24 protein-coding genes and 2 riboswitches are annotated in these 18,418 nt (G+C 31.5%); of the genes, 4 read left to right on the forward strand and 20 right to left on the reverse strand.

The features are described 5' to 3' along the window. Window positions 1–72: 72 nt before the first annotated feature. The 9 genes from ACREWB_RS05490 to ACREWB_RS05530 form a co-directional block, all read right to left on the reverse strand. A complete protein-coding gene (locus ACREWB_RS05490; RefSeq protein ID WP_431546482.1) occupies window positions 73–300 on the reverse strand; it encodes a thioredoxin family protein in 228 nt (75 codons plus the stop codon). Window positions 301–327: 27 nt separating this feature from the next. Beyond that, a complete protein-coding gene (locus tag ACREWB_RS05495) occupies window positions 328–1,293 on the reverse strand; it encodes a permease (protein WP_431546525.1) in 966 nt (321 codons plus the stop codon). A 98-nt stretch (window positions 1,294–1,391) separates the two neighbouring features. Then, window positions 1,392–1,751, reverse strand: a complete 360-nt coding sequence (locus tag ACREWB_RS05500; RefSeq protein WP_431546483.1) for an ArsR/SmtB family transcription factor — start codon at window positions 1,749–1,751, stop codon at window positions 1,392–1,394. A gap of 143 nt (window positions 1,752–1,894) precedes the next feature. Further along, a complete protein-coding gene (gene rbr / locus ACREWB_RS05505) occupies window positions 1,895–2,479 on the reverse strand; it encodes a rubrerythrin (protein ID WP_431546484.1) in 585 nt (194 codons plus the stop codon). A gap of 188 nt (window positions 2,480–2,667) precedes the next feature. Then, window positions 2,668–4,197, reverse strand: coding sequence for an alanine/glycine:cation symporter family protein (locus ACREWB_RS05510; protein WP_431546485.1), 1,530 nt, complete (start codon window positions 4,195–4,197; stop codon window positions 2,668–2,670). 137 nt (window positions 4,198–4,334) lie between these two features. Next, window positions 4,335–5,138 (reverse strand): MetQ/NlpA family ABC transporter substrate-binding protein, encoded by an 804-nt coding sequence (locus ACREWB_RS05515; RefSeq protein WP_431546486.1) that lies wholly within the window; start codon window positions 5,136–5,138, stop codon window positions 4,335–4,337. A gap of 16 nt (window positions 5,139–5,154) precedes the next feature. Further along, window positions 5,155–5,799 (reverse strand): methionine ABC transporter permease, encoded by a 645-nt coding sequence (locus tag ACREWB_RS05520; protein ID WP_431546487.1) that lies wholly within the window; start codon window positions 5,797–5,799, stop codon window positions 5,155–5,157. Next, window positions 5,800–6,756, reverse strand: a complete 957-nt coding sequence (locus tag ACREWB_RS05525) for a methionine ABC transporter ATP-binding protein (RefSeq protein ID WP_431546488.1) — start codon at window positions 6,754–6,756, stop codon at window positions 5,800–5,802. A gap of 83 nt (window positions 6,757–6,839) precedes the next feature. After that, a riboswitch (SAM riboswitch) is annotated at window positions 6,840–6,944 on the reverse strand. Between the two features lie 86 nt (window positions 6,945–7,030). Further along, a riboswitch (SAM riboswitch) is annotated at window positions 7,031–7,151 on the reverse strand. Window positions 7,152–7,213: 62 nt separating this feature from the next. Further along, window positions 7,214–9,448, reverse strand: coding sequence for an alpha-galactosidase (locus tag ACREWB_RS05530; RefSeq protein ID WP_431546489.1), 2,235 nt, complete (start codon window positions 9,446–9,448; stop codon window positions 7,214–7,216). A 223-nt stretch (window positions 9,449–9,671) separates the two neighbouring features. On the opposite strand from ACREWB_RS05530, the gene ACREWB_RS05535 reads away from it, so the two are divergent. Continuing rightward, window positions 9,672–10,670 carry a D-cysteine desulfhydrase family protein gene (locus ACREWB_RS05535; protein ID WP_431546490.1) on the forward strand — a complete coding sequence of 333 codons (999 nt, stop codon included), beginning with the start codon at window positions 9,672–9,674 and terminating at the stop codon, window positions 10,668–10,670. A 72-nt stretch (window positions 10,671–10,742) separates the two neighbouring features. Here the strand turns inward: ACREWB_RS05535 and rd are convergent, their stop codons facing one another. Continuing rightward, window positions 10,743–10,904 carry a rubredoxin gene (rd, locus tag ACREWB_RS05540; protein ID WP_431546491.1) on the reverse strand — a complete coding sequence of 54 codons (162 nt, stop codon included), beginning with the start codon at window positions 10,902–10,904 and terminating at the stop codon, window positions 10,743–10,745. 545 nt (window positions 10,905–11,449) lie between these two features. Between rd and ACREWB_RS05545 the strand changes: the two genes are divergently transcribed. Further along, complete coding sequence (locus tag ACREWB_RS05545) at window positions 11,450–12,823, forward strand: Na+/H+ antiporter NhaC family protein (RefSeq protein WP_431546492.1); 1,374 nt, start codon at window positions 11,450–11,452, stop codon at window positions 12,821–12,823. A 13-nt stretch (window positions 12,824–12,836) separates the two neighbouring features. Here ACREWB_RS05545 and ACREWB_RS05550 read toward each other — a convergent pair whose 3' ends face one another. Continuing rightward, on the reverse strand, window positions 12,837–13,445 hold the full coding sequence (locus ACREWB_RS05550; protein ID WP_431546493.1) for a sugar O-acetyltransferase: 609 nt from the start codon (window positions 13,443–13,445) through the stop codon (window positions 12,837–12,839). 114 nt (window positions 13,446–13,559) lie between these two features. Here ACREWB_RS05550 and ACREWB_RS05555 point away from each other — a divergent pair, with 114 nt between their 5' ends. Next, window positions 13,560–13,991 (forward strand): hypothetical protein, encoded by a 432-nt coding sequence (locus ACREWB_RS05555; RefSeq protein WP_431546494.1) that lies wholly within the window; start codon window positions 13,560–13,562, stop codon window positions 13,989–13,991. A gap of 36 nt (window positions 13,992–14,027) precedes the next feature. Here the strand turns inward: ACREWB_RS05555 and ACREWB_RS05560 are convergent, their stop codons facing one another. From ACREWB_RS05560 to ACREWB_RS05570, 3 genes are all read right to left on the reverse strand, one after another. Then, complete coding sequence (locus ACREWB_RS05560) at window positions 14,028–14,432, reverse strand: hypothetical protein (RefSeq protein WP_431546495.1); 405 nt, start codon at window positions 14,430–14,432, stop codon at window positions 14,028–14,030. A gap of 28 nt (window positions 14,433–14,460) precedes the next feature. Continuing rightward, a complete protein-coding gene (locus ACREWB_RS05565) occupies window positions 14,461–14,730 on the reverse strand; it encodes a hypothetical protein (protein ID WP_431546496.1) in 270 nt (89 codons plus the stop codon). Window positions 14,731–14,961: 231 nt separating this feature from the next. Next, window positions 14,962–15,324: a VOC family protein gene (locus ACREWB_RS05570; protein ID WP_431546497.1), complete on the reverse strand. Its 363-nt coding sequence runs from the start codon at window positions 15,322–15,324 to the stop codon at window positions 14,962–14,964. 295 nt (window positions 15,325–15,619) lie between these two features. Here ACREWB_RS05570 and ACREWB_RS05575 point away from each other — a divergent pair, with 295 nt between their 5' ends. Further along, complete coding sequence (locus ACREWB_RS05575) at window positions 15,620–15,763, forward strand: hypothetical protein (RefSeq protein ID WP_431546498.1); 144 nt, start codon at window positions 15,620–15,622, stop codon at window positions 15,761–15,763. 44 nt (window positions 15,764–15,807) lie between these two features. Here ACREWB_RS05575 and ACREWB_RS05580 read toward each other — a convergent pair whose 3' ends face one another. The 6 genes from ACREWB_RS05580 to ACREWB_RS05605 form a co-directional block, all read right to left on the reverse strand. Beyond that, window positions 15,808–16,245: a hypothetical protein gene (locus tag ACREWB_RS05580; protein WP_431546499.1), complete on the reverse strand. Its 438-nt coding sequence runs from the start codon at window positions 16,243–16,245 to the stop codon at window positions 15,808–15,810. Window position 16,246: 1 nt separating this feature from the next. Further along, window positions 16,247–16,444: a helix-turn-helix transcriptional regulator gene (locus ACREWB_RS05585; RefSeq protein ID WP_431546500.1), complete on the reverse strand. Its 198-nt coding sequence runs from the start codon at window positions 16,442–16,444 to the stop codon at window positions 16,247–16,249. A gap of 232 nt (window positions 16,445–16,676) precedes the next feature. Further along, window positions 16,677–16,853 (reverse strand): hypothetical protein, encoded by a 177-nt coding sequence (locus ACREWB_RS05590; protein ID WP_431546501.1) that lies wholly within the window; start codon window positions 16,851–16,853, stop codon window positions 16,677–16,679. 113 nt (window positions 16,854–16,966) lie between these two features. Beyond that, the gene (gene lepB / locus ACREWB_RS05595) at window positions 16,967–17,506 is read right to left on the reverse strand and encodes a signal peptidase I (RefSeq protein WP_431546502.1); all 540 of its coding nucleotides are present in this window, start codon (window positions 17,504–17,506) and stop codon (window positions 16,967–16,969) included. Between the two features lie 22 nt (window positions 17,507–17,528). Next, on the reverse strand, window positions 17,529–17,765 hold the full coding sequence (locus ACREWB_RS05600) for a hypothetical protein (RefSeq protein ID WP_431546503.1): 237 nt from the start codon (window positions 17,763–17,765) through the stop codon (window positions 17,529–17,531). Further along, a complete protein-coding gene (locus ACREWB_RS05605) occupies window positions 17,749–18,309 on the reverse strand; it encodes an RNA polymerase sigma factor (RefSeq protein WP_431546504.1) in 561 nt (186 codons plus the stop codon). Before ACREWB_RS05605 ends, ACREWB_RS05600 begins: the two co-directional genes overlap by 17 nt. Window positions 18,310–18,418: the final 109 nt, after the last annotated feature.

Here is an 18,418-nt window from a genome sequence, read left to right on the forward strand (position 1 = left end):
TATATATATAATGAGGCCCTAAATATCAGGGCCTTATTAAAATCTATAAGCTACTTTAGTAAGATAAGCTTATTATAAATATTTTTTAATTTCCTCAGCCGTTGGCACCCTACCCATGATTTTCACTTTTTCATCTACTACTAGAGCAGGAGTTTTCATAACTCCATAGGCCATTATTTTTTTAAAATCTTCAACCTTTTCGATAGTTGCCTCTATTCCTAACTCTTCTACTGCCTTTCTTGTGTTTTCCTCTAGTTTTTTGCAACTAGCACATCCTGAACCTAAAACTTTAATTATCATAATAATCTCTCCTTGTAAATTTATTTTTTACACTAATAAGAATGAAAATGCGTTAAATAGATATCCTATTATAATTATACCTGTTGCAACTATTGCTACAAATATAGCTAATAATTTAGGTTTAACAACTTTACTAAGCATAATTAATGATGGAAGTGAAAGAGCAGTTACAGCCATCATAAAGGATAATACCGTACCAATACCTACACCTTTTCCAAACAATGCTTCTGCTATTGGAAGTGTACCGAATATATCTGCATACATTGGTATTCCCACTGCTGTTGCTAGAAGTACTGCAAAAGGATTATTATTCCCAACTACATTCTCAATTATTGATCGCGGTATCCAGTTGTGAATTGCAGCTCCAATACCAACGCCAATTATAACATATAGCCAAACCTTGTGGAATACATCTTTAACTTGCTGCTTCGAATAAGATATTCTCTCATTTCTTGTGAGCTCAATCACCTCTGCATCCACGTTTTCTATTTCTTTTACATAACCTTCTACATACTTTTCAAGTCCTAATTTATCTATAATAGTTCCACCAATAACTGCTAAAATCAGTCCGACAACTACATATGCTATTGCTATTTTAGGACCAAAGAAAGACATTAAAATTAATAGTGATGCTAAATCTACTAGTGGTGAAGATATAAGAAAAGAAAAAGTTATTCCAAGAGGTAGTCCTGCCGAAGTAAATCCTATAAATATTGGAATACTAGAACAACTACAAAATGGTGTAATAGTTCCTAGTAATGCTCCTAGTATATTTCCCTTTACACCTTTGATATTTCCAAGAAGTTTCTTCGTTCTTTCAGGTGGAAAATAACTTTGAATATATGATATAGCAAAAATAAGTACTGATAATAGTATGAATATCTTTATAATATCATATATAAAAAAGTGCACACTACCGCCTAATTGTTCTTTAATAGAGAGTCCAAATACGTTTTCTACAAGCATTCGAATAAGCTCTGAAAGCCAAGTCATTTTCAAAAGCCCATCATTTAAAAAGGAAAATATCTGTGTTATTACATTCACTATTGTCACCTACCTGTTTAATATTTTGTACAATCATTTTTATTAAATTAATTATTACAATTACATTTATTTTTGAACATTTCAACGTATTCATCGCCCTTTTGAAGATTTTTCAAGTCCTTTTGTACCGCAGTGTAATTTTCCGAATTAGAAATTATATTCATAAGTATCTCACTGAGAAGTTCATTATCACTGTCTAAATAGTAATATATAAATTTCTCTTGCCTTTCATCACGTACAAAGCCCATATCTCGAAGTTTACCTAAATGCTTTGAAATCTTAGGTTGAGTTTCTTCTAAAATTCCTTGAATTTGACATACACAAAGCTTCTTATGATATAATAAGATCAAAATTCTAAGTCGCGTTTCATCGGATAACACTTTAAATAAATTCGTTAATTTTTCCATTAAATTCACTTCCTTATATGCTCATGTGGGTATATGTACATATTACACTTAAGTAAATTATTTGTCAACAAAAAAAAGGTGCCACCCACGTGGCAAGTGGCAAGTTTCACTTTGCCCTTGCCACGTGGGTGGCACCAAAAGTTTTAATAATTTTCAGATAACACTTCGAAGTATGCCTTAGGATGTGCACACGCTGGACATAGCTCTGGAGCACTTGTGCCTTCAAAGATATAACCACAGTTGTTACATTTCCACATAACTTCTGTATCTCTAGTGAATACTGTATTATTTTCTACTCTGCTTAATAACTGTCTATATCTTTCATCATGATGTTTTTCAACCTCAGCAATCTTTCTATAAACAAAAGCGATACTGGCAAAGCCTTCTTCTTCAGCAACTTTTGCAAATGCTGGATAAAGCTCTGACCACTCTTCTTTTTCTCCATTTGCTGCCCATAATAAATTTGCCTTAGTATCTGATAATCCCACAGGATATGTAGCGTTAATTTCTACCACTTCTCCATTTAAACTTTCTTTTAAGAATTTAAAGAATCTTTCAGCATGCTCTTTTTCATTACCTGCAGTTTCGGTGAAAATATCGGCTATTTGAATATATCCCTCTTTTTTTGCTACTGAAGAATAATAGGTGTATCTATTTCTTGCTTGTGATTCACCTGCGAATGATTTCATAAGATTTTCAGCTGTTTTTGTACCCTTTAATGTTTTCATAAAATACCTCCTTATTTATTAAATGAGAAAAATATACATATATTTATTCATTCTATAAACAATTTGTTTTTCCTCTTTTAAACCTTGTTATTAACACATTGTTAATGTTAATTCCCATCTCCCTAAGTATATATTTTTTATAAACTCATAGCAACATGCCACTTGCCACGTGGGTGGCACCATGTATTTTATTTCCAAAAGTCACTGTTAACACCAATAGATTTTGATTTGAATTTTTCTCCACTATTTCGTTTATAATCTTTTAATGCCTTACATGCAATACCTGATCCAATTAATATAATCGGAACATTTACATAAACTAAAACAATATTTACAAAGTCACCTATGTACCATAAGTTTTTAAGTTCTAAACCCGCAAGAACTGTTAGCGCTCCAAATGGAACAAAGAATAACGCACCAACTAAGCGTATACCCATAATAAATTTCTTGCTTCTGGATATTAAATTAGCCGAAACTTCCGCAAATAATATTAATCCAAGTAGTGTTGTAAATGCAAATATTCCATAACATAGTGAAACAACAATTGTAACTATTCCGTCTATTGCAGTACCTGGGACTAGATACTCCACTGAGGATAGATAAACTGTAAGTTTAGAGGCTTTTATAGTTTCCCACGCAACTCCAGAATCGCCTGTCCACACATGAGCCATAACAATAAGAAAGCCTGTCATGCTACATATTACCATTGTGTCAAGAAAAACTCCTAAAGCTTGTACAAAACCCTGCTCGGCAGGATGATCATTTTCTGCTGTAGCTGCTGCCATTGTAATTGTACCTTGTCCAGCTTCATTAGACATAAGCCCTCTCTTAATTCCTTGAGCTAGTGCCACGCCAAACGCCCCACCAAATAATGCATTAGGCTTAAATGCTCCACCAAACACTTCTTTAAAGAAATATGGAACTTTATCTAAGTTAACTAATATTATTAAAAAAATTATGATTGTATAAATAACTGCCATAATAGGTACTAGTACATCTGTAACCGCTGTAACTCTTTTAATTCCGCCAATGACAGTTAAAAGAACGGCAATTATCATGACTATTGCTATACCATAATAAACAGCTGATTCACGTCCAAAGGTTTTACCAGTTACAGTATCTGCTATTGAACCGAAGCTTGTAAATAAATGAAAAGCTTGTGATGGGATAACAAACAGAGCATATATTATAAAAAATGAAGATAGTATAACTCCTACCCACCGTTTGTTACCTAAAATCTTTTGACCGTAAAATGGAAGTCCACCCACGTATTCCTTTTCATTCTTTTCCTTGAAAAGCTGTGCAAGTGTTGATTCTACAAAAGCTGTGGACATACCAAAGAATGCCGAAACCCACATCCAGAATAGTGCACCTGGTCCACCAACAGATATTGCTCCAGTAACTCCCATAATATTACCTGGTCCTACTCGCATTGCAGAACTCAGCAAAAATGAAGCTAGCGGGCTAATCCCCGTGTCTGATTCCTTTTTAGTGGCAAGAATCTTTATTCCTTTTTTAAATGCAATAACTTGAATAAATCCAGTTTTAAATGTAAGGTAAATACCAGTTCCTAAAAGTAAGATAACTGCAAGCGCAAAATTACCTAAAACAGGAATGCTAGCATACCATTCAAAATTTGTTGGAAACTCCCATAGAAAATCTGCAATGGGAACTATAAAATCGAAAAAACTATTTATTGCTTCAAATATTACATTCATTTTCTATCCTCCATAATTCAATTTGTGTCGATTATTGTTATATATTAAGATATATTGTCTATTAAAACTTACCCTATTATACCCTACTTAACTAATAAATGCACAACATGCCACTTGCCACGTGGGTGGCACCACTCTTAAAATGCAGAAATTATGTTTCCTTTATACTTATCCTCAATAAATTTCTTAACTTCTGGACAGGTTAATGCCTTTGAAAATGCCTCAATATAAGGTTTAGTTTTATCTTCACTTCTCACTGCAAGTACATTTGCATAGGGTGAATCTTTTGATTCCATTGCTAGTGAATCCTCAGTTGGATTTAAGTCTGCTTCTATTGCAAAATTAGAATTTATAACTGCAGCATCCACATCTTTTAAAATCCTTGGTAATTGAGGGGCATCCAGTTCTGTTATTTTAAGCTTCTTTGGATTTTCTGTAATATCAAGTTTAGAAATAAGCTCTCCACTCTTTAACTTTAAAAGTCCTGCGTTCTCAAGTACTCTAAGTGCTCTTGCTCCATTTGTAGCATCACTTGGAATAGCTATCTCTGCTCCGTCTTTTAAGTCATTTAGGCTTTTGTATTTACTAGAATATAAACCCATAGGTTCGATATGAACTTTTACAGTATAGTCTAAATCAAGTCCTCTTTCTTTACTAAAGGATTCTAAATAGGGTGCATGTTGAAAAAAATTCGCATCTATTTGACCTTCAGCTAATGCAGTATTTGGTGTTACATAATCAGTAAACTCTGTTATTTCAAGAGTGTATCCGTCTTTTGCGAGTATGAGCTTTACTATTTCTAATATTTCTTTATGGGGCACTGGTGAGGCCCCTACTTTAATTATTTTCTTTTCAGTTACAGGCACTTCCTGTTTTGCTCCACAGCCACTTATTGTTAAGATTACAGCAATTGTTAATAATACACTTAATATTTTTTTCATTTTAATATTCCTCCTCTTATTTAATCATTCTTCTGTATAATATATTTCCTAAGGCTTGAATTATTTGAACAACTGCAATTAATATAATCACAGTGTATATCATGATATCTGTTTTAAATCTATAGTAGCCGTATTTTACTGCTACATCTCCAAGGCCGCCTCCTCCTATTGTTCCAGCCATGGCTGAGTAACCTATAATATTTATTATTGTTAGTGTAACTCCAAGAACTATAGATGGCATTGCTTCTTTTACTATAACTTTAAATATAATCTGATAGGTTTTTGCACCAAAAGATTTAGCTGCTTCAATGATGCCGTAGTCTACCTCTAGAAGCGCAGATTCTATTATTCTTGCTGCAAAAGGTGCTGCCCCAAGGGTTAGTGGAACTATAGCTGCATTAGTTCCTATGGTTGTCCCAACAATAATCTTAGTTAATGGAAATATAGATATCATTAATATAATAAAGGGAAAGGATCTAAGCACATTTATTACTAAATCCAAACTTTTATAAATAAGTTTATTTGGTCTTAGACCTTTAGGACCCGTTATAACTAATTCCACTGCTGATATAAACCCTAAAATTATTGTGAAAATTGTTGATAATGACACCATATATATAGTATCTATAAGTGCAGGTAATAAAACTTCTTTAAATAGCATTTATATCAGCTCCCACTCTATAAATTTTTGGTCTAAATATTTTAATATCTTATTCTTATTTTCATGGCTTGCATTTATTATAAGACTGCCCATTACGTTATCTCTAAACTTTTCAAGTCTTCCCCATACTATTGAAAAATCTATGTCAAGCTCTCTGGCTATGGATGTAATCAAACAATTTTGGCTTATCTCCTTTGGGAAAAATATTTTAATATTATGGCCCATACTAGGTAATAACTCTTCATCGCCCATAAGTGTTTTCATTTCACTTGTTGGCCTGACGAATAATTCATCGGTAGTTCCATGGCTTTTAATTTCCCCACCTTCCAGTAAAATAAATTTGTTGCAAATCTCTTTTACCACCTCCATTTGATGAGTAACTACGATAATTGTTATATTTAATTTGTTATTTATATCTCTTAAAAGCTGCAGTATTGATTTTGTAGTTTTTGGATCCAGCGCAGAAGTAGCTTCATCGCAAAGTAATATTTTCGGATTAAGTGAAAGCGCTCTTGCTATTCCAACTCTTTGCTTTTGTCCTCCGCTAAGTTCGCGCACGTTGCTATTTACCTTGTCCTTAAGTCCTACTAAATCTATCAAACTATTCACTCTTTTTTTAATGGAAAGTTTGTCCATGCCCCACACTTCTAAGGGAAAAGATATATTTTCAAAAACATTTTTTCTGTTTATAAGATTGAAACTCTGAAATATGATGCCTACATTTTTTCTAAACTCTCGAAGTTCCTTGGAATTTAGCTTCTTTACCTCCTTTCCCATTATGTTAATGGTACCTTCGTCATAAGTTTCAAGTCCATTAAAGCATCTAAGGAGTGTTGATTTACCAGCTCCACTGTGACCAATTACACCATATATATCACCTTTATTTACTGTAAAAGAAACATTATTTAGTACTTTCGACTTGGAAAAACTTTTACTTACGTTGCAAACCTTAATCATAATATCTCTCCTCCTTTAATCTCTTATTTTTACCCGAAAAAATAGAACCCAAAGAATAAACTTGAGCTCTTACGCTAAACTTATTCTTATCTTGCAGCATTGCTGCAGGAATTAACACCGTATATCATAAATATGACACCGGTTGTCGGGTTTCATAGGGCCAGTCCCTCCACCACTCTTGATAAGATTCTATTAAATTATAATTTGAATTCAATAAAAAAACCCCTTCCATCAAAATAAAATGATGAAAGAGGTATATATTACAAAGGCACCTCTCTCATCTTCCATTAAGTTTAAATAAACTTAATGCAGGAGTTAGCACCTTTTCAGATATATAATATCTGGTGGTTGCTGAGGTGTCATCGGGCCATTCCCTCTACCTCTCTTGATGAGAACTTATTGATTTATTAAATTAGACCTATAGTATCACTATCTTAATTAAATGTAAAGATGTTTTCTAATTATCCGCATTTAAAACATAAATTTCGGATGAAAAATCTCCACTTTCCAGTTTGTTAAAATCTTCATTATAGCCAGTAAAATCTTCAACAATAATTAAGCCTATATTCATAAGTTCATCTCCATAATGTTTAGACTCTACTGAATTTACAGTATACTTCTTATCATTATCAAGTCCAACTAATTTCAATCTTTCATAACCTGAATTTGGTATATTAAGAATTTTATATCGTCCAACTAATGCTATTTTTTTATCTTCTGAAACTACCATCCATGCAGTAATATTACCATCTTCATCAAAAGGACTAACTAGTCTATAAAAAGTCCCTTTTTGAATAACTTCCCTATACTTCTTATAAAATTCTACTTGTTTTTTAACCTTAGTTTTTTCATTTTCTGTAAGTTTATTTAAATCTAATTCATAACCGAAATTTCCAAAATAAGCTACATTTGCACGAGTATCAATACTTGTAATTCTTTTAACTTGATGATTAGGAACAGCTGATACATGTGCACCCATAGAGCTTATAGGATAAACCATCGAAGTTCCATATTGTATTTTTAATCTCTCAACAGCATCTGTATCATCACTAGTCCAAGCTTGCGGAGCATAATATAACATTCCTGGATCAAACCTTCCTCCTCCGCTAGCACAGGATTCAAAGAGGATCTGTGGAAATGTACTAATTAGCCTTTCATAAAGTTCATATACTCCCAGTATATATCTATGCATAAATTCTCCTTGCCTCTCTGATGAAAGCTTTGAAGAAAACGCCTCAGTTATATTACGATTCATATCCCATTTTATATAAGAAACAGAAGCACGACTTAGTATTTCGCTCATTTCATTGTAAATATAATCAACTACCTCAGTTCTAGAAAAATCTAGTACAAACTGATTTCTACCATGTGACACTCTTCTACTCGGAGTACTTATTATCCAATCTGGATGCATCTTATAAAGTTCACTAACTTTGCTCACCATTTCAGGCTCAAACCAAAGACCGAATTTCAGTCCTATGTTTTCTACCTTTGAAGCTAAATCTGCAATACCATTTGGAAGCTTATTTTTGTCCTCAAACCAATCTCCAAGTGAAGTAGTATCATCATTTCTATTGCCAAACCAGCCATCATCTAATACAAATAATTCCATTCCTAATTCTTTTCCAGTCCTTGCAATATCCAAAATCTTATTTTCATCAAAATTAAAGTAAGTTGCTTCCCAATTATTTATTAAAACTGGTCTTGCTTTATCTCTCCACTGTCCTCTTGCTAGTCGTGTTCTATAAAGATTATGATAAGACTTACTCATATGGTTTAGTCCTTTATTAGAGTATACTAGTACAGCTTCAGGCGTTTGAAATTCTTCAGCACTTTCTAATTTCCACTGAAAGCCAAAGGGATTAATTCCAATTGTAACTCTAGAAACTGAATATGCATCTACTTCTATCTGTGCCTGAAAATTCCCACTATAAACTAAGCTAAATCCATAGACTTCCCCTTGAAACTCATCTGCATTTGGAGCTTTTAAAGCAACAAACGGATTATGATTGGCACTGCTTGCACCTCTTGCGCTATAAATAGATTGGATACCCGGCTTAAGTCTTCTTTCTTTTATATGTCTTTCACGACTCCACCCTCCAGAAAGTTGAACCATTTCATATTCATCACTTGGTAAATCTATACTTGAACTCATACAGCTTGTAATATAAACTTCATCAGTTCCATAATTATTATATTTCGCACTTCTTGTTATTACTGGTTTATTTTCATAAATAGTATAACTTAAAGTTATCTCTACATTTATTAAATCATCAAAAAGTATTACTTCTAGAGTAGTTGCCTCCTCTTCACCCTCAACATAAGTAACTGGAAGTCCTGTAAGCTTCTTTTTACCCTTAAAAATAACATTTGATTTATATTTAAAATCTGTTATTCTACTGCCATTTTTCTGAAGAATTTCAAAGGCAGGTTGTCTAAAATCAGTGGTTCCATAAGATGGATACTCCTGTTTAACGTGTTCAAGAGAAAAATTCAAATCTCCTTCAAAAACGCAAGCTGTTAAAGCTCTAGCTTCTACCTTAAAAAGATGTTCAAAAGAATCTCTATGCTTAACAGCTTTCCCGAAATATAAATGACCCAATTGAGAGTTTGGCATTATGTTAATGATATAGCTTATTTCGCTATTGTATAGGTGAAATTCATTTGGGTTTTTATTAAATATTACTGGCATTAAAAATCCCTTCTTTCTAGTAAAATAAAAATTTTACATGCTACGGAAACGGTTGCTTTTGATAAGTACAATGTACTATATATTTAGTAAATAATCAATACATTATAGTAACGTTTTACTAAAATATTCATCTCAGTTTACTTTCGTAACTTGCCACTTGCCACGTGGGTGGCACCTGGTATATTATAGATATAAATATACAGTGAAAGCGGGGATTAAAAATATGATTAAAATACCAGATAAAATTAGTTTAGCAAATCTTCCAACTAAAATCGAAAAACTTGATAGATTTTCAAAACTCATAGGCGGACCTGATATTTATATAAAAAGAGATGATTACACTGGTACTGAGATGTCAGGAAATAAAATAAGAAAGCTTGAATTTGCAATTAAGGAAGCCCTTGATATGGGCTGTAACTATTTAATAACTTGTGGAGGTATTCAATCTAATCACGCGAGAGCCACAGTAGCTGCAGCAGTTAAAATAGGAATGAAAGCAGGCCTTATTTTAAGAGGTAGTGAAGATACTGAAGTAGATGGTAATTTATTTATAAACAAACTTTTAGGTGCTGATATAAGATTTGTTACACCTCTTGATTATAAAAATAAAAGAATGGAAATAATGGAAGAGTTAAAAAGTGAAATGGAACTTAAGGGATTTAAACCATACATTATACCTGAGGGAGCTTCTAATGGAATTGGCAGCTTTGGATATTTTAACGCAATGGAAGAGATAATGGATCAGGAAAAAGAGATGGGTATTCAGTTTGATGGAATTTTTATAGCGGTGGGCTCAGGTGGAACCCATGCTGGATTACTACTTGGAAGTAAAATTTTGAAAAGCAGTTCACAAATCTTTGGAGTTAATGTCTGTGATGATGAGGAGTATTTCAAAAACCAAATTCATGAAATACTTATAGAAAGTTGTAGTTATTTGGATATTGATATTCCTTTTGAAAAGGATGAAATAAATATAATAGATGGATATGTTGGCAGGGGTTATGCCCTAAGTACACCGGTTGAACTTAATTTTATAAGTGAATTTGCAAAACTCGAGGGAATTATACTTGACCCTGTGTATACCGGTAAGGGAATGTATGGACTCTCGCAGGAACTGGGGAAAAATAAATTCAAGGACCTTAAAAATATATTATTTATTCATACCGGAGGACTCTTCGGATTGTTCCCTCAAAAGGATTTATTTGATTTTAGTAATAACTAACCACAAACTTTTAGAAAATAATTAGATTTAACGCTAAATAAAAAATCCGAGGATATCCTCGAATTTTTTATTTTATTCAACTATTTCAAATTCCGTTTTAGGTACTCCACATAATGGGCAAACCCACTCTTCAGGGATATCTTTGAACTTAGTCCCTGCTACTATTCCCGCATCTGGATCTCCTTCTGCCGGATCGTAAATGTATCCACATACTATACAAACATACTTATCCATATAAAACATCTCCTTTAATCTATATAAGTTTATTATATACATAATATTTCGTGATATACCTTTTTAATTTTTCAACTTGCCACTTGCCACGTGGGCGGCACCTTATTTATCTTATTTATTAAAAATAGTTTCGATTAAAGCGCTAAAAAAACCTACTATTGTACCAAATATAAAATAGCTCAAATTGAAAAAATCTCTAATAATAACGCATAAAAAAATAGCAATTAAAAATGTAGAAACTCTTAAAACCGATTTATGCTTTGATTTCCTTACAAATTTCTGTAATGGCAAAATTAATTTTAAATTATTCTGGTCTAATTTATTGAACATTATGCTGAATATAATAGTGGATAAAATGACACCACCAAATAGATATACAAACTCCATATTGTTTCAACCCCTTCTTATGTTTTTCTTAATAATCTATAATAATTAGATGAAAGTTACATATATTGTAGCACACTAACTATAATAATAAAATATCCTTTAATTACATTATTAAGTGTATAATTATGGCTATATTAAATAGTTTATCGAGGTGACTTATGGACAAAAAATGTATATCAAAGACGCATTCATATTTTATTATTGCAGCATGTATTATTCTTATTTCTACTTGTATTATAACCAACACATCACTTGCATTTGGATTTTTAGGTGGTATTGTAATTACTTCCTTAATGCTTGTAAAATACAAATACACCATAAAAGATATAATAGTGCTAATTCTTTCAGGGCTAAAAGAAGCATGGACATTGTATGTGTTAATTTTACTTATTGGTGCCGCAGCTTCGGTATGGCTAGCTTCCGGTGTAGTTCCCTCTTTAATGTATTATGGATTTGAATATATGAAGGGTATGAATTTTCTCTTGGCTACTTTTTTGATAGTTTCATTAGTATCCATATTTATGGGTACAGCAATTGGAACGGTTAGTACTATAGGTCTTGCCTTACTCGGTGTTGGAAAAGGCTTTGGAGTTCCAGCTCCTCTACTTCTTGGCGTAATAGTATCCGGCGCTTTTATTGCAGACAAGATGTCTCCAATCTCAGGTCTATTAAATCTGACCCTTACAGCAACAAAAAAAAGTTATAAGGAAGTCCTTACTGCAATGCTTCCAACCTTCATACCACTATTTTTAATTACCGCTACAGTATATTATTTAATGGGTATGAATTTTACTATAAGCACCGACTCTTACAATCTTGTGCATTATCAAAATGCTATTTTAGAGGGCTTTAAAATTTCTCCATACATTGCTTTTCTACCTGCTATAGTCCTTATAATGCCCCTTTTCGGTTTTAAAACGATCCCTACAATATTAATGGGTGTTTTTGCAGGTTGCCTAGTTAGCATTTTCTTTCAGCATGTGTCGTGCGCAAGCCTCATAAACTCACTTTTCTTTGGATACAAGGGTTCCACTGCCTCCGCTGACCTTAATAAAATACTAGTAAGTGGCGGTATTAAATCTATGATAGAGGTTGTTCTTATAGTTATGGGTGCAGTTAGTTTAACAAGTCTTTTCGAAAAAACTGGAATGATAGTGCCTTTAATTAAAAAGCTAACCAATGGAGCGAGAACTAAAGGTCAGCTTATTATTAAAACAGCCCTAATTAGTAGTGTGCTTACGATAATTACCTGTGATCAAACAGTTGGAATATTACTTCCTGGAAGACTTCTTCGAGATAAATACAATGAACTTGGTGTTGATACAAGTTTACTTGCAAGGACTATTTCCGATACTGGCACCATAATTGCTCCTTTAATGATTTGGAATATTAATGCTCTTATACTCAAATCTCTTACGGGAATTTCTGCAACATCCTATGCTCCCTACGCAGTTTTATGTTATTTGTCACCTATCATTACAATAATTGTTTCTTATAGTTTTAAATCAAAAAATAAATCGATGGCGATTTAAAAGTTAAAGATCATTAATCATTAAAATCCTCAATTTTTAAGTTTTTAAAGTAGTAACACTTATCCTCATCTGTAATTTGTTTTATTACCTTACAGGGATTACCTACAGCTATGCAATTAGATGGAATATCTTTTGTTACAACGCTCCCGGATCCGATTACTACATTATTACCTATAGTAATTCCTGGATTAACTATAACACCACCTCCTACCCAAACATTGTTTCCTATACTAATTGGGAAAGCATATTCAATAAATTCATTTCTAGGTTCAAAATGAATTGGATGACCGGCTGTAAAAAGGCTTACATTTGGTGCAAACATAACATTATCACCAATCGTAACCGCTGCACAGTCTAAAATAGTACAATTGTAATTCACGTAAAAATTTTCTCCTACAGAAATATTATACCCATAATCACATCTAAATGGCGGCTCTATATTAAAATCGTTGCCTACCCTACCGAATATTTTTTTTATAATTTCATTATGCTTATTAATTTCCTTTGGGCTTAAGTTGTTATATTCAAATATCATTTCTTTTGCATATTGACGCTCAGATGTTAATTCTTCACCAAATGCCTCATAAGGTTTCCCATTTAACATTTTTTCTTTTTCTGTCATAAATTAATCGCTTCCTCTCTTTATTTTACTGTTTTTTTTATATATACTAATTATAACATTACTTTCAGCATAGCCATCATTAATTAGTGGCATATTATTTATGAGGTGATTTATGTGGCTAAAAAAGTTTCTTTATTAATGCTCTTATTTATTATACTTATATCCTCAACAGTGATTCATGCTAAAGAGCTTCAATATGCGGAAATCTTCGACCCAAGGCAAAATAAGGTGGTTAAAGAAGTTCAAATGAATTCAGAAATTCAAAATATTATTGTTTGCTCTTTAAAAGATGTTAATCACTTATATGGTAAAATCAACCCAGTTACAGATGATGGATATGCAATTAGAATTCCACTTGACCCTGATGTTAAGGTCAATGGTAAATGGTTAAACATAGAGGTAAGTGAGGTTTATATAGTAATCCCTAAAAATGATCCACCATTTTTTCTGATTTTTGAGGACATTAATAAACTATCTTGTTTTCCATTTAGTGGTGATATAGATGCCTTATCGAAAGCCTTAAACTTTAACTTAAAAGTTAAGTGAGATGATTTACACTTTTCAACATCAGAACGCAAAACTTTATTTGTTGAATTTTATATTTAACTCTTTGAAATAATCCCATAACTTATCACCTTGTATATTAAACTGTTTATCACCCTTTATAACCGTTTGAAAACCTTGTGACCCACCTGAAACAGAAACTTTTTCACCGTTAGCATAATTAATTATAATTTCACTATTAGGAGTTGTACCTAAACTGTTATCACCAGGTTTCGCTTCATTATAAGCATTCATAAATTTCTTAATTTGTTCGGAGTCCTTTTCTTTTGTATAGACAATTTCTGACCCACTTCCATGATGAATTTCAATCGAATTAACATCATTCAATAATGATGGCACCTCATTTTTAGATTTAGAACAAGCTGTAGCCGATATGATTAAAATCATAAGTGCAGATAGAATTATATTAAATTTAGTTTTCAAAATTATCACCCCTCATGTACGTTATATTTTATATACCTGAGTATATTTTAGAAATCGTCACAAATAATGAGAATGCAGAAACAAGCCAAAGAAAGATACCCAGCACCTTTTGTTTTTGATAAACAAAAAAAAGTATTCCCATTAATAGCATTGTTACGGACCCACACCCTTGTGTTAAAATACTTAATGATAAATTATTCTTATAGAAAATAGATAACGCTGCAAATACAATAGTGGAAATAGAAAATACTAAAATTCCAATTAAAATTAGTAGTTTCCTTTTTAATTCTATTTTCATAATTCAAACCCCTTATTTTATATTTAATAAATATTATTTTACGTCAGATATCTTTATAATATACTTTTTTGCTTCTCTTCTATGTTTAAACACTGTTAAGTGGGCGAGCTATTATCTGTGAAAGTTTTCTTGAAAATGTACTCTTCCCACTTCCTGGCGACCCTATAATCATAATTCTTTTACCTATTTCATTCATTTATATCACCTTTAGTTTGTATTTTTAAATTTCATCTATACTATTCTACAATAAACTTCTATATCATTACCTTCAGTATCTCTAAACTCTAATACCAGGTTATTATTAATTTTTGTTACTGGAAAAACTATTTCAGCTTTTAATACCTCTAACCTATTAAATAGTTCATTCATGTCGTTAACCTCAAAACTTGGTAAACAATTATCACCCCAATTAACCTTTTCTTGCACTTTACTATTATCGAATAGGCAAAATCTAAAACCACCAATATTAAAAACACTAAATACTTCATCCCTCTTTTCAACTGATTGGCTTAGTAATTCTTCATAAAAATTAATTGCTCTATTCATGTCTTTAACACATATATATAGTGAATTCATCGTAAATTTTAGTTTCATAACCATCACCCTTCCATTCCTTAAAATCATTTTCTATGATTTCTCTAAGAGATATAGTCATCAAATTACCTACTCCCTTTCTATTATTTTTTAAAAATTAACATATAATATTTATTGTAATTATACCATTTTATACTAAATGTTACCATATGTATGGTAAATTACTAATATTATGTTAGTATTGTAGACATAAAGCTTTATACCTGTCAATATTAAGAATATTAAGTATTAAGCAATTAATAACAGGTATTAATCTTCTTACTCTATTATAATTGAATTAGAAGGAGGCGGCGGTGTGAATTGGTTAGGGGATATGAATAATGCCTTGGAATATATTGAAGAAAATATGGGCATGCTGGAGGGCCTGAGCTTGAAGTTTATTTACCAGGTGACCCAAGCGCAGAGGATTATAAATGTGAAATCTGGATACCAGTCATAGAAAAAGCATAAAACAGCCCTCCTGAAAAATGGAGGGCTATTCTTTTACATCTTACTACTATAATACTTATATGATATAAAAAATACTAACACTTGAACATACAATGCTCCAAGACAAATAAATGCTGGTATTTTATAATCAAAAAAAACAAATACAAAAGCCATTATTGCAAAAGAAGCACTAGCTGTAACGTTGGCAACGGAACCCGCAACTCTTAAAATTTGAATATTCCTTTCATCCTTTAATTCAATTTCTTCTTGCTTTAATTTTACATCAGAAGCTCTTTTATAATGAATTAATTTAACTATTCCAATTACTGTAAATGCAATGCCCAAACCAGTAATCATACCCATAAGCATATTTATATTATCCGTAGCATCCGTAATTCTTATTGTACATACTATCCCAAATATAAAAGTTATAATACCAACCCCAACTAAAGTTACCCAATATTTATTACTTTTTATTGATTTACAAAACATGTTATTCCTCCTCATAAATAAAAATTTCTTCGATTGACATATTAAAATGTTTAGCGATTTTAAAAGCTAATGTAATAGATGGGTTATATCGCCCATTTTCTAGTGATCCAATGGTTTGCCTTGAAACTTCCAAGGCTGTTGCCAGTTCTTCTTGCTTAATACCGTTTTGTTTTCGGATTTCTTCTAATCTATTTTTCACAAGTAGATTCACTCCTTTATTATTTTGTGGAAAGCTAACTTTACATTAATAATACTACATAAGATTTTATATGTCAAGCATGCTTTCCATATAAATTTACAAAATAGTAACTTATTTTAAGAATTTATTTTTACACCGTGTTCATGTTAGGAATTATAACTGCACATAAAAAAACCTAAGATTAAATATTAGGTTTTTTTCGGTGCATTATGTGGAGTATAATTTATATTATTTATAAAAACTTGAACACTTTCATTACTAATAACTTATCATGCCATCCCCGTAAGATGGTAATTCTATCAGGTAATTTAATAACAAAGGTTAATTTTTTATCTTCTTCAATAATATAATTTAACGTATCTGCCTCTAATTTGCTAAAGTCAAATTTATCATAACTGTTTTGATTCATAATAACCCTCTCCTATTATTTATTAAATACTCACATACATAACATTACCATATAATAGAATTTTATACTTGCCACTTGCCATGTGGGTGGCACCTTTCATTAAATAAAAGCTTCTAATGATTAAGTGCATCATTTCCAATTACAAATTTACCAAATCTCTTAAATGGATAAACAACGAACTGTGCCTTTCCAATTATATCACTGCTATCTATATAGGGATTCTTCCATCTTCTAGCATCGAAAGAATCTGCTCTATTATCTCCCAAAAATAAATATTTATCTTTTGGAATCTTAATTTTTTTATCTAAGTCCTCCATATATACTACATATGGTTCTTCAAGTTTACTTCCGTTAATATAAACTTGTCCTTTATTTTTTATAATAACTTCATCTCCTGGAAGCCCTATTAATCTCTTAATTAATGTCAATTTTAATTCATCAGATTTAAAAACTATTAAATCCCCTGTTTTTAGCTTCTCTTTATTGTGAACTATTGTAACAGTGATTTTATCCCCTATCTTTATAGTAGGATACATTGATGATGAAGGAACTGTAATTTGGAAAAAGATTAACTTATTTATTAGAATTGCCAAAACTATTGCTGCAAGTACTGGCAATATCCATTCTTTTATATAATGCTTTAATAATTTCAATTATATAACCTCCCAATAAAAATTATAATGCAATAGTCGGAGTGAAAATAGTCATAAAAATATATATCAAAAGCCATACTTGAATAGCCAATTTTAAAAACTTTTCTGAAATCCAGCAAAGACAAGATGAATATAAACTCCTTTGCTTTGAGTTATTAAAAAGTGTTTGATATATTCTTTTTTTTGCTCCTTCTGGCGGCTGCATATCTGTATCTAAAATTTTAAATATTTTTTTAAAGATTTCATCCTCTTTTAACATATAATTCATCTCCTTCTATCTTAATATATTCACTTTTGAAACTGTACTTTGATCTTTGCAAGATGCCATCAATAGATTTTGGCGTTTTACCTAAATATTTTGCAATATCCTTTACGCTATATTCATCTATATATTTGAGAATAAGAACATACTTATAAATAGGCTTCAATTTATTTAAAATCTCTAAAATCAACTTTCTAGTTTCCAAATTGATAAGCATAAACTCAATATTTAAGTTGTCCTCTACACAATCCAGTTTATCTGCGCACATAAAACCCTCTCTCCTTATATTATCTCTATAATAATTTAATAATTTATTTTTTGCTATTCCACAAAGCCAAGTTTTATAGGAACTTGACCCTTTATAGGTATTCAAGCCTTTCATTGCACTCATAAAAGTCTCCTGAACTATATCCTCGGTGACTTCCTTGTTTGCTGCTAGCCTCAAATATACAAAAGAGTAAACAGAACTAAAATTTGTTTCATATATTTCCTTGAATTTTTCGTTATTCGATTTCTTAATATTAAAAATATTTTTCATCATCTATTTCCACCTATCCATCTGCAACATTAAATTATAATATTTATCACCACTCTTAATTTACCATATTTTCAAAGCCTTTCATATCTTTAGTAACACGTTAAAAAGAAAT

Origin of the sequence: Clostridium sp. (genome assembly GCF_050717635.1) — a bacterium.
Taxonomy (GTDB): Bacteria; Bacillota; Clostridia; order Clostridiales; family Clostridiaceae; genus Clostridium_AD.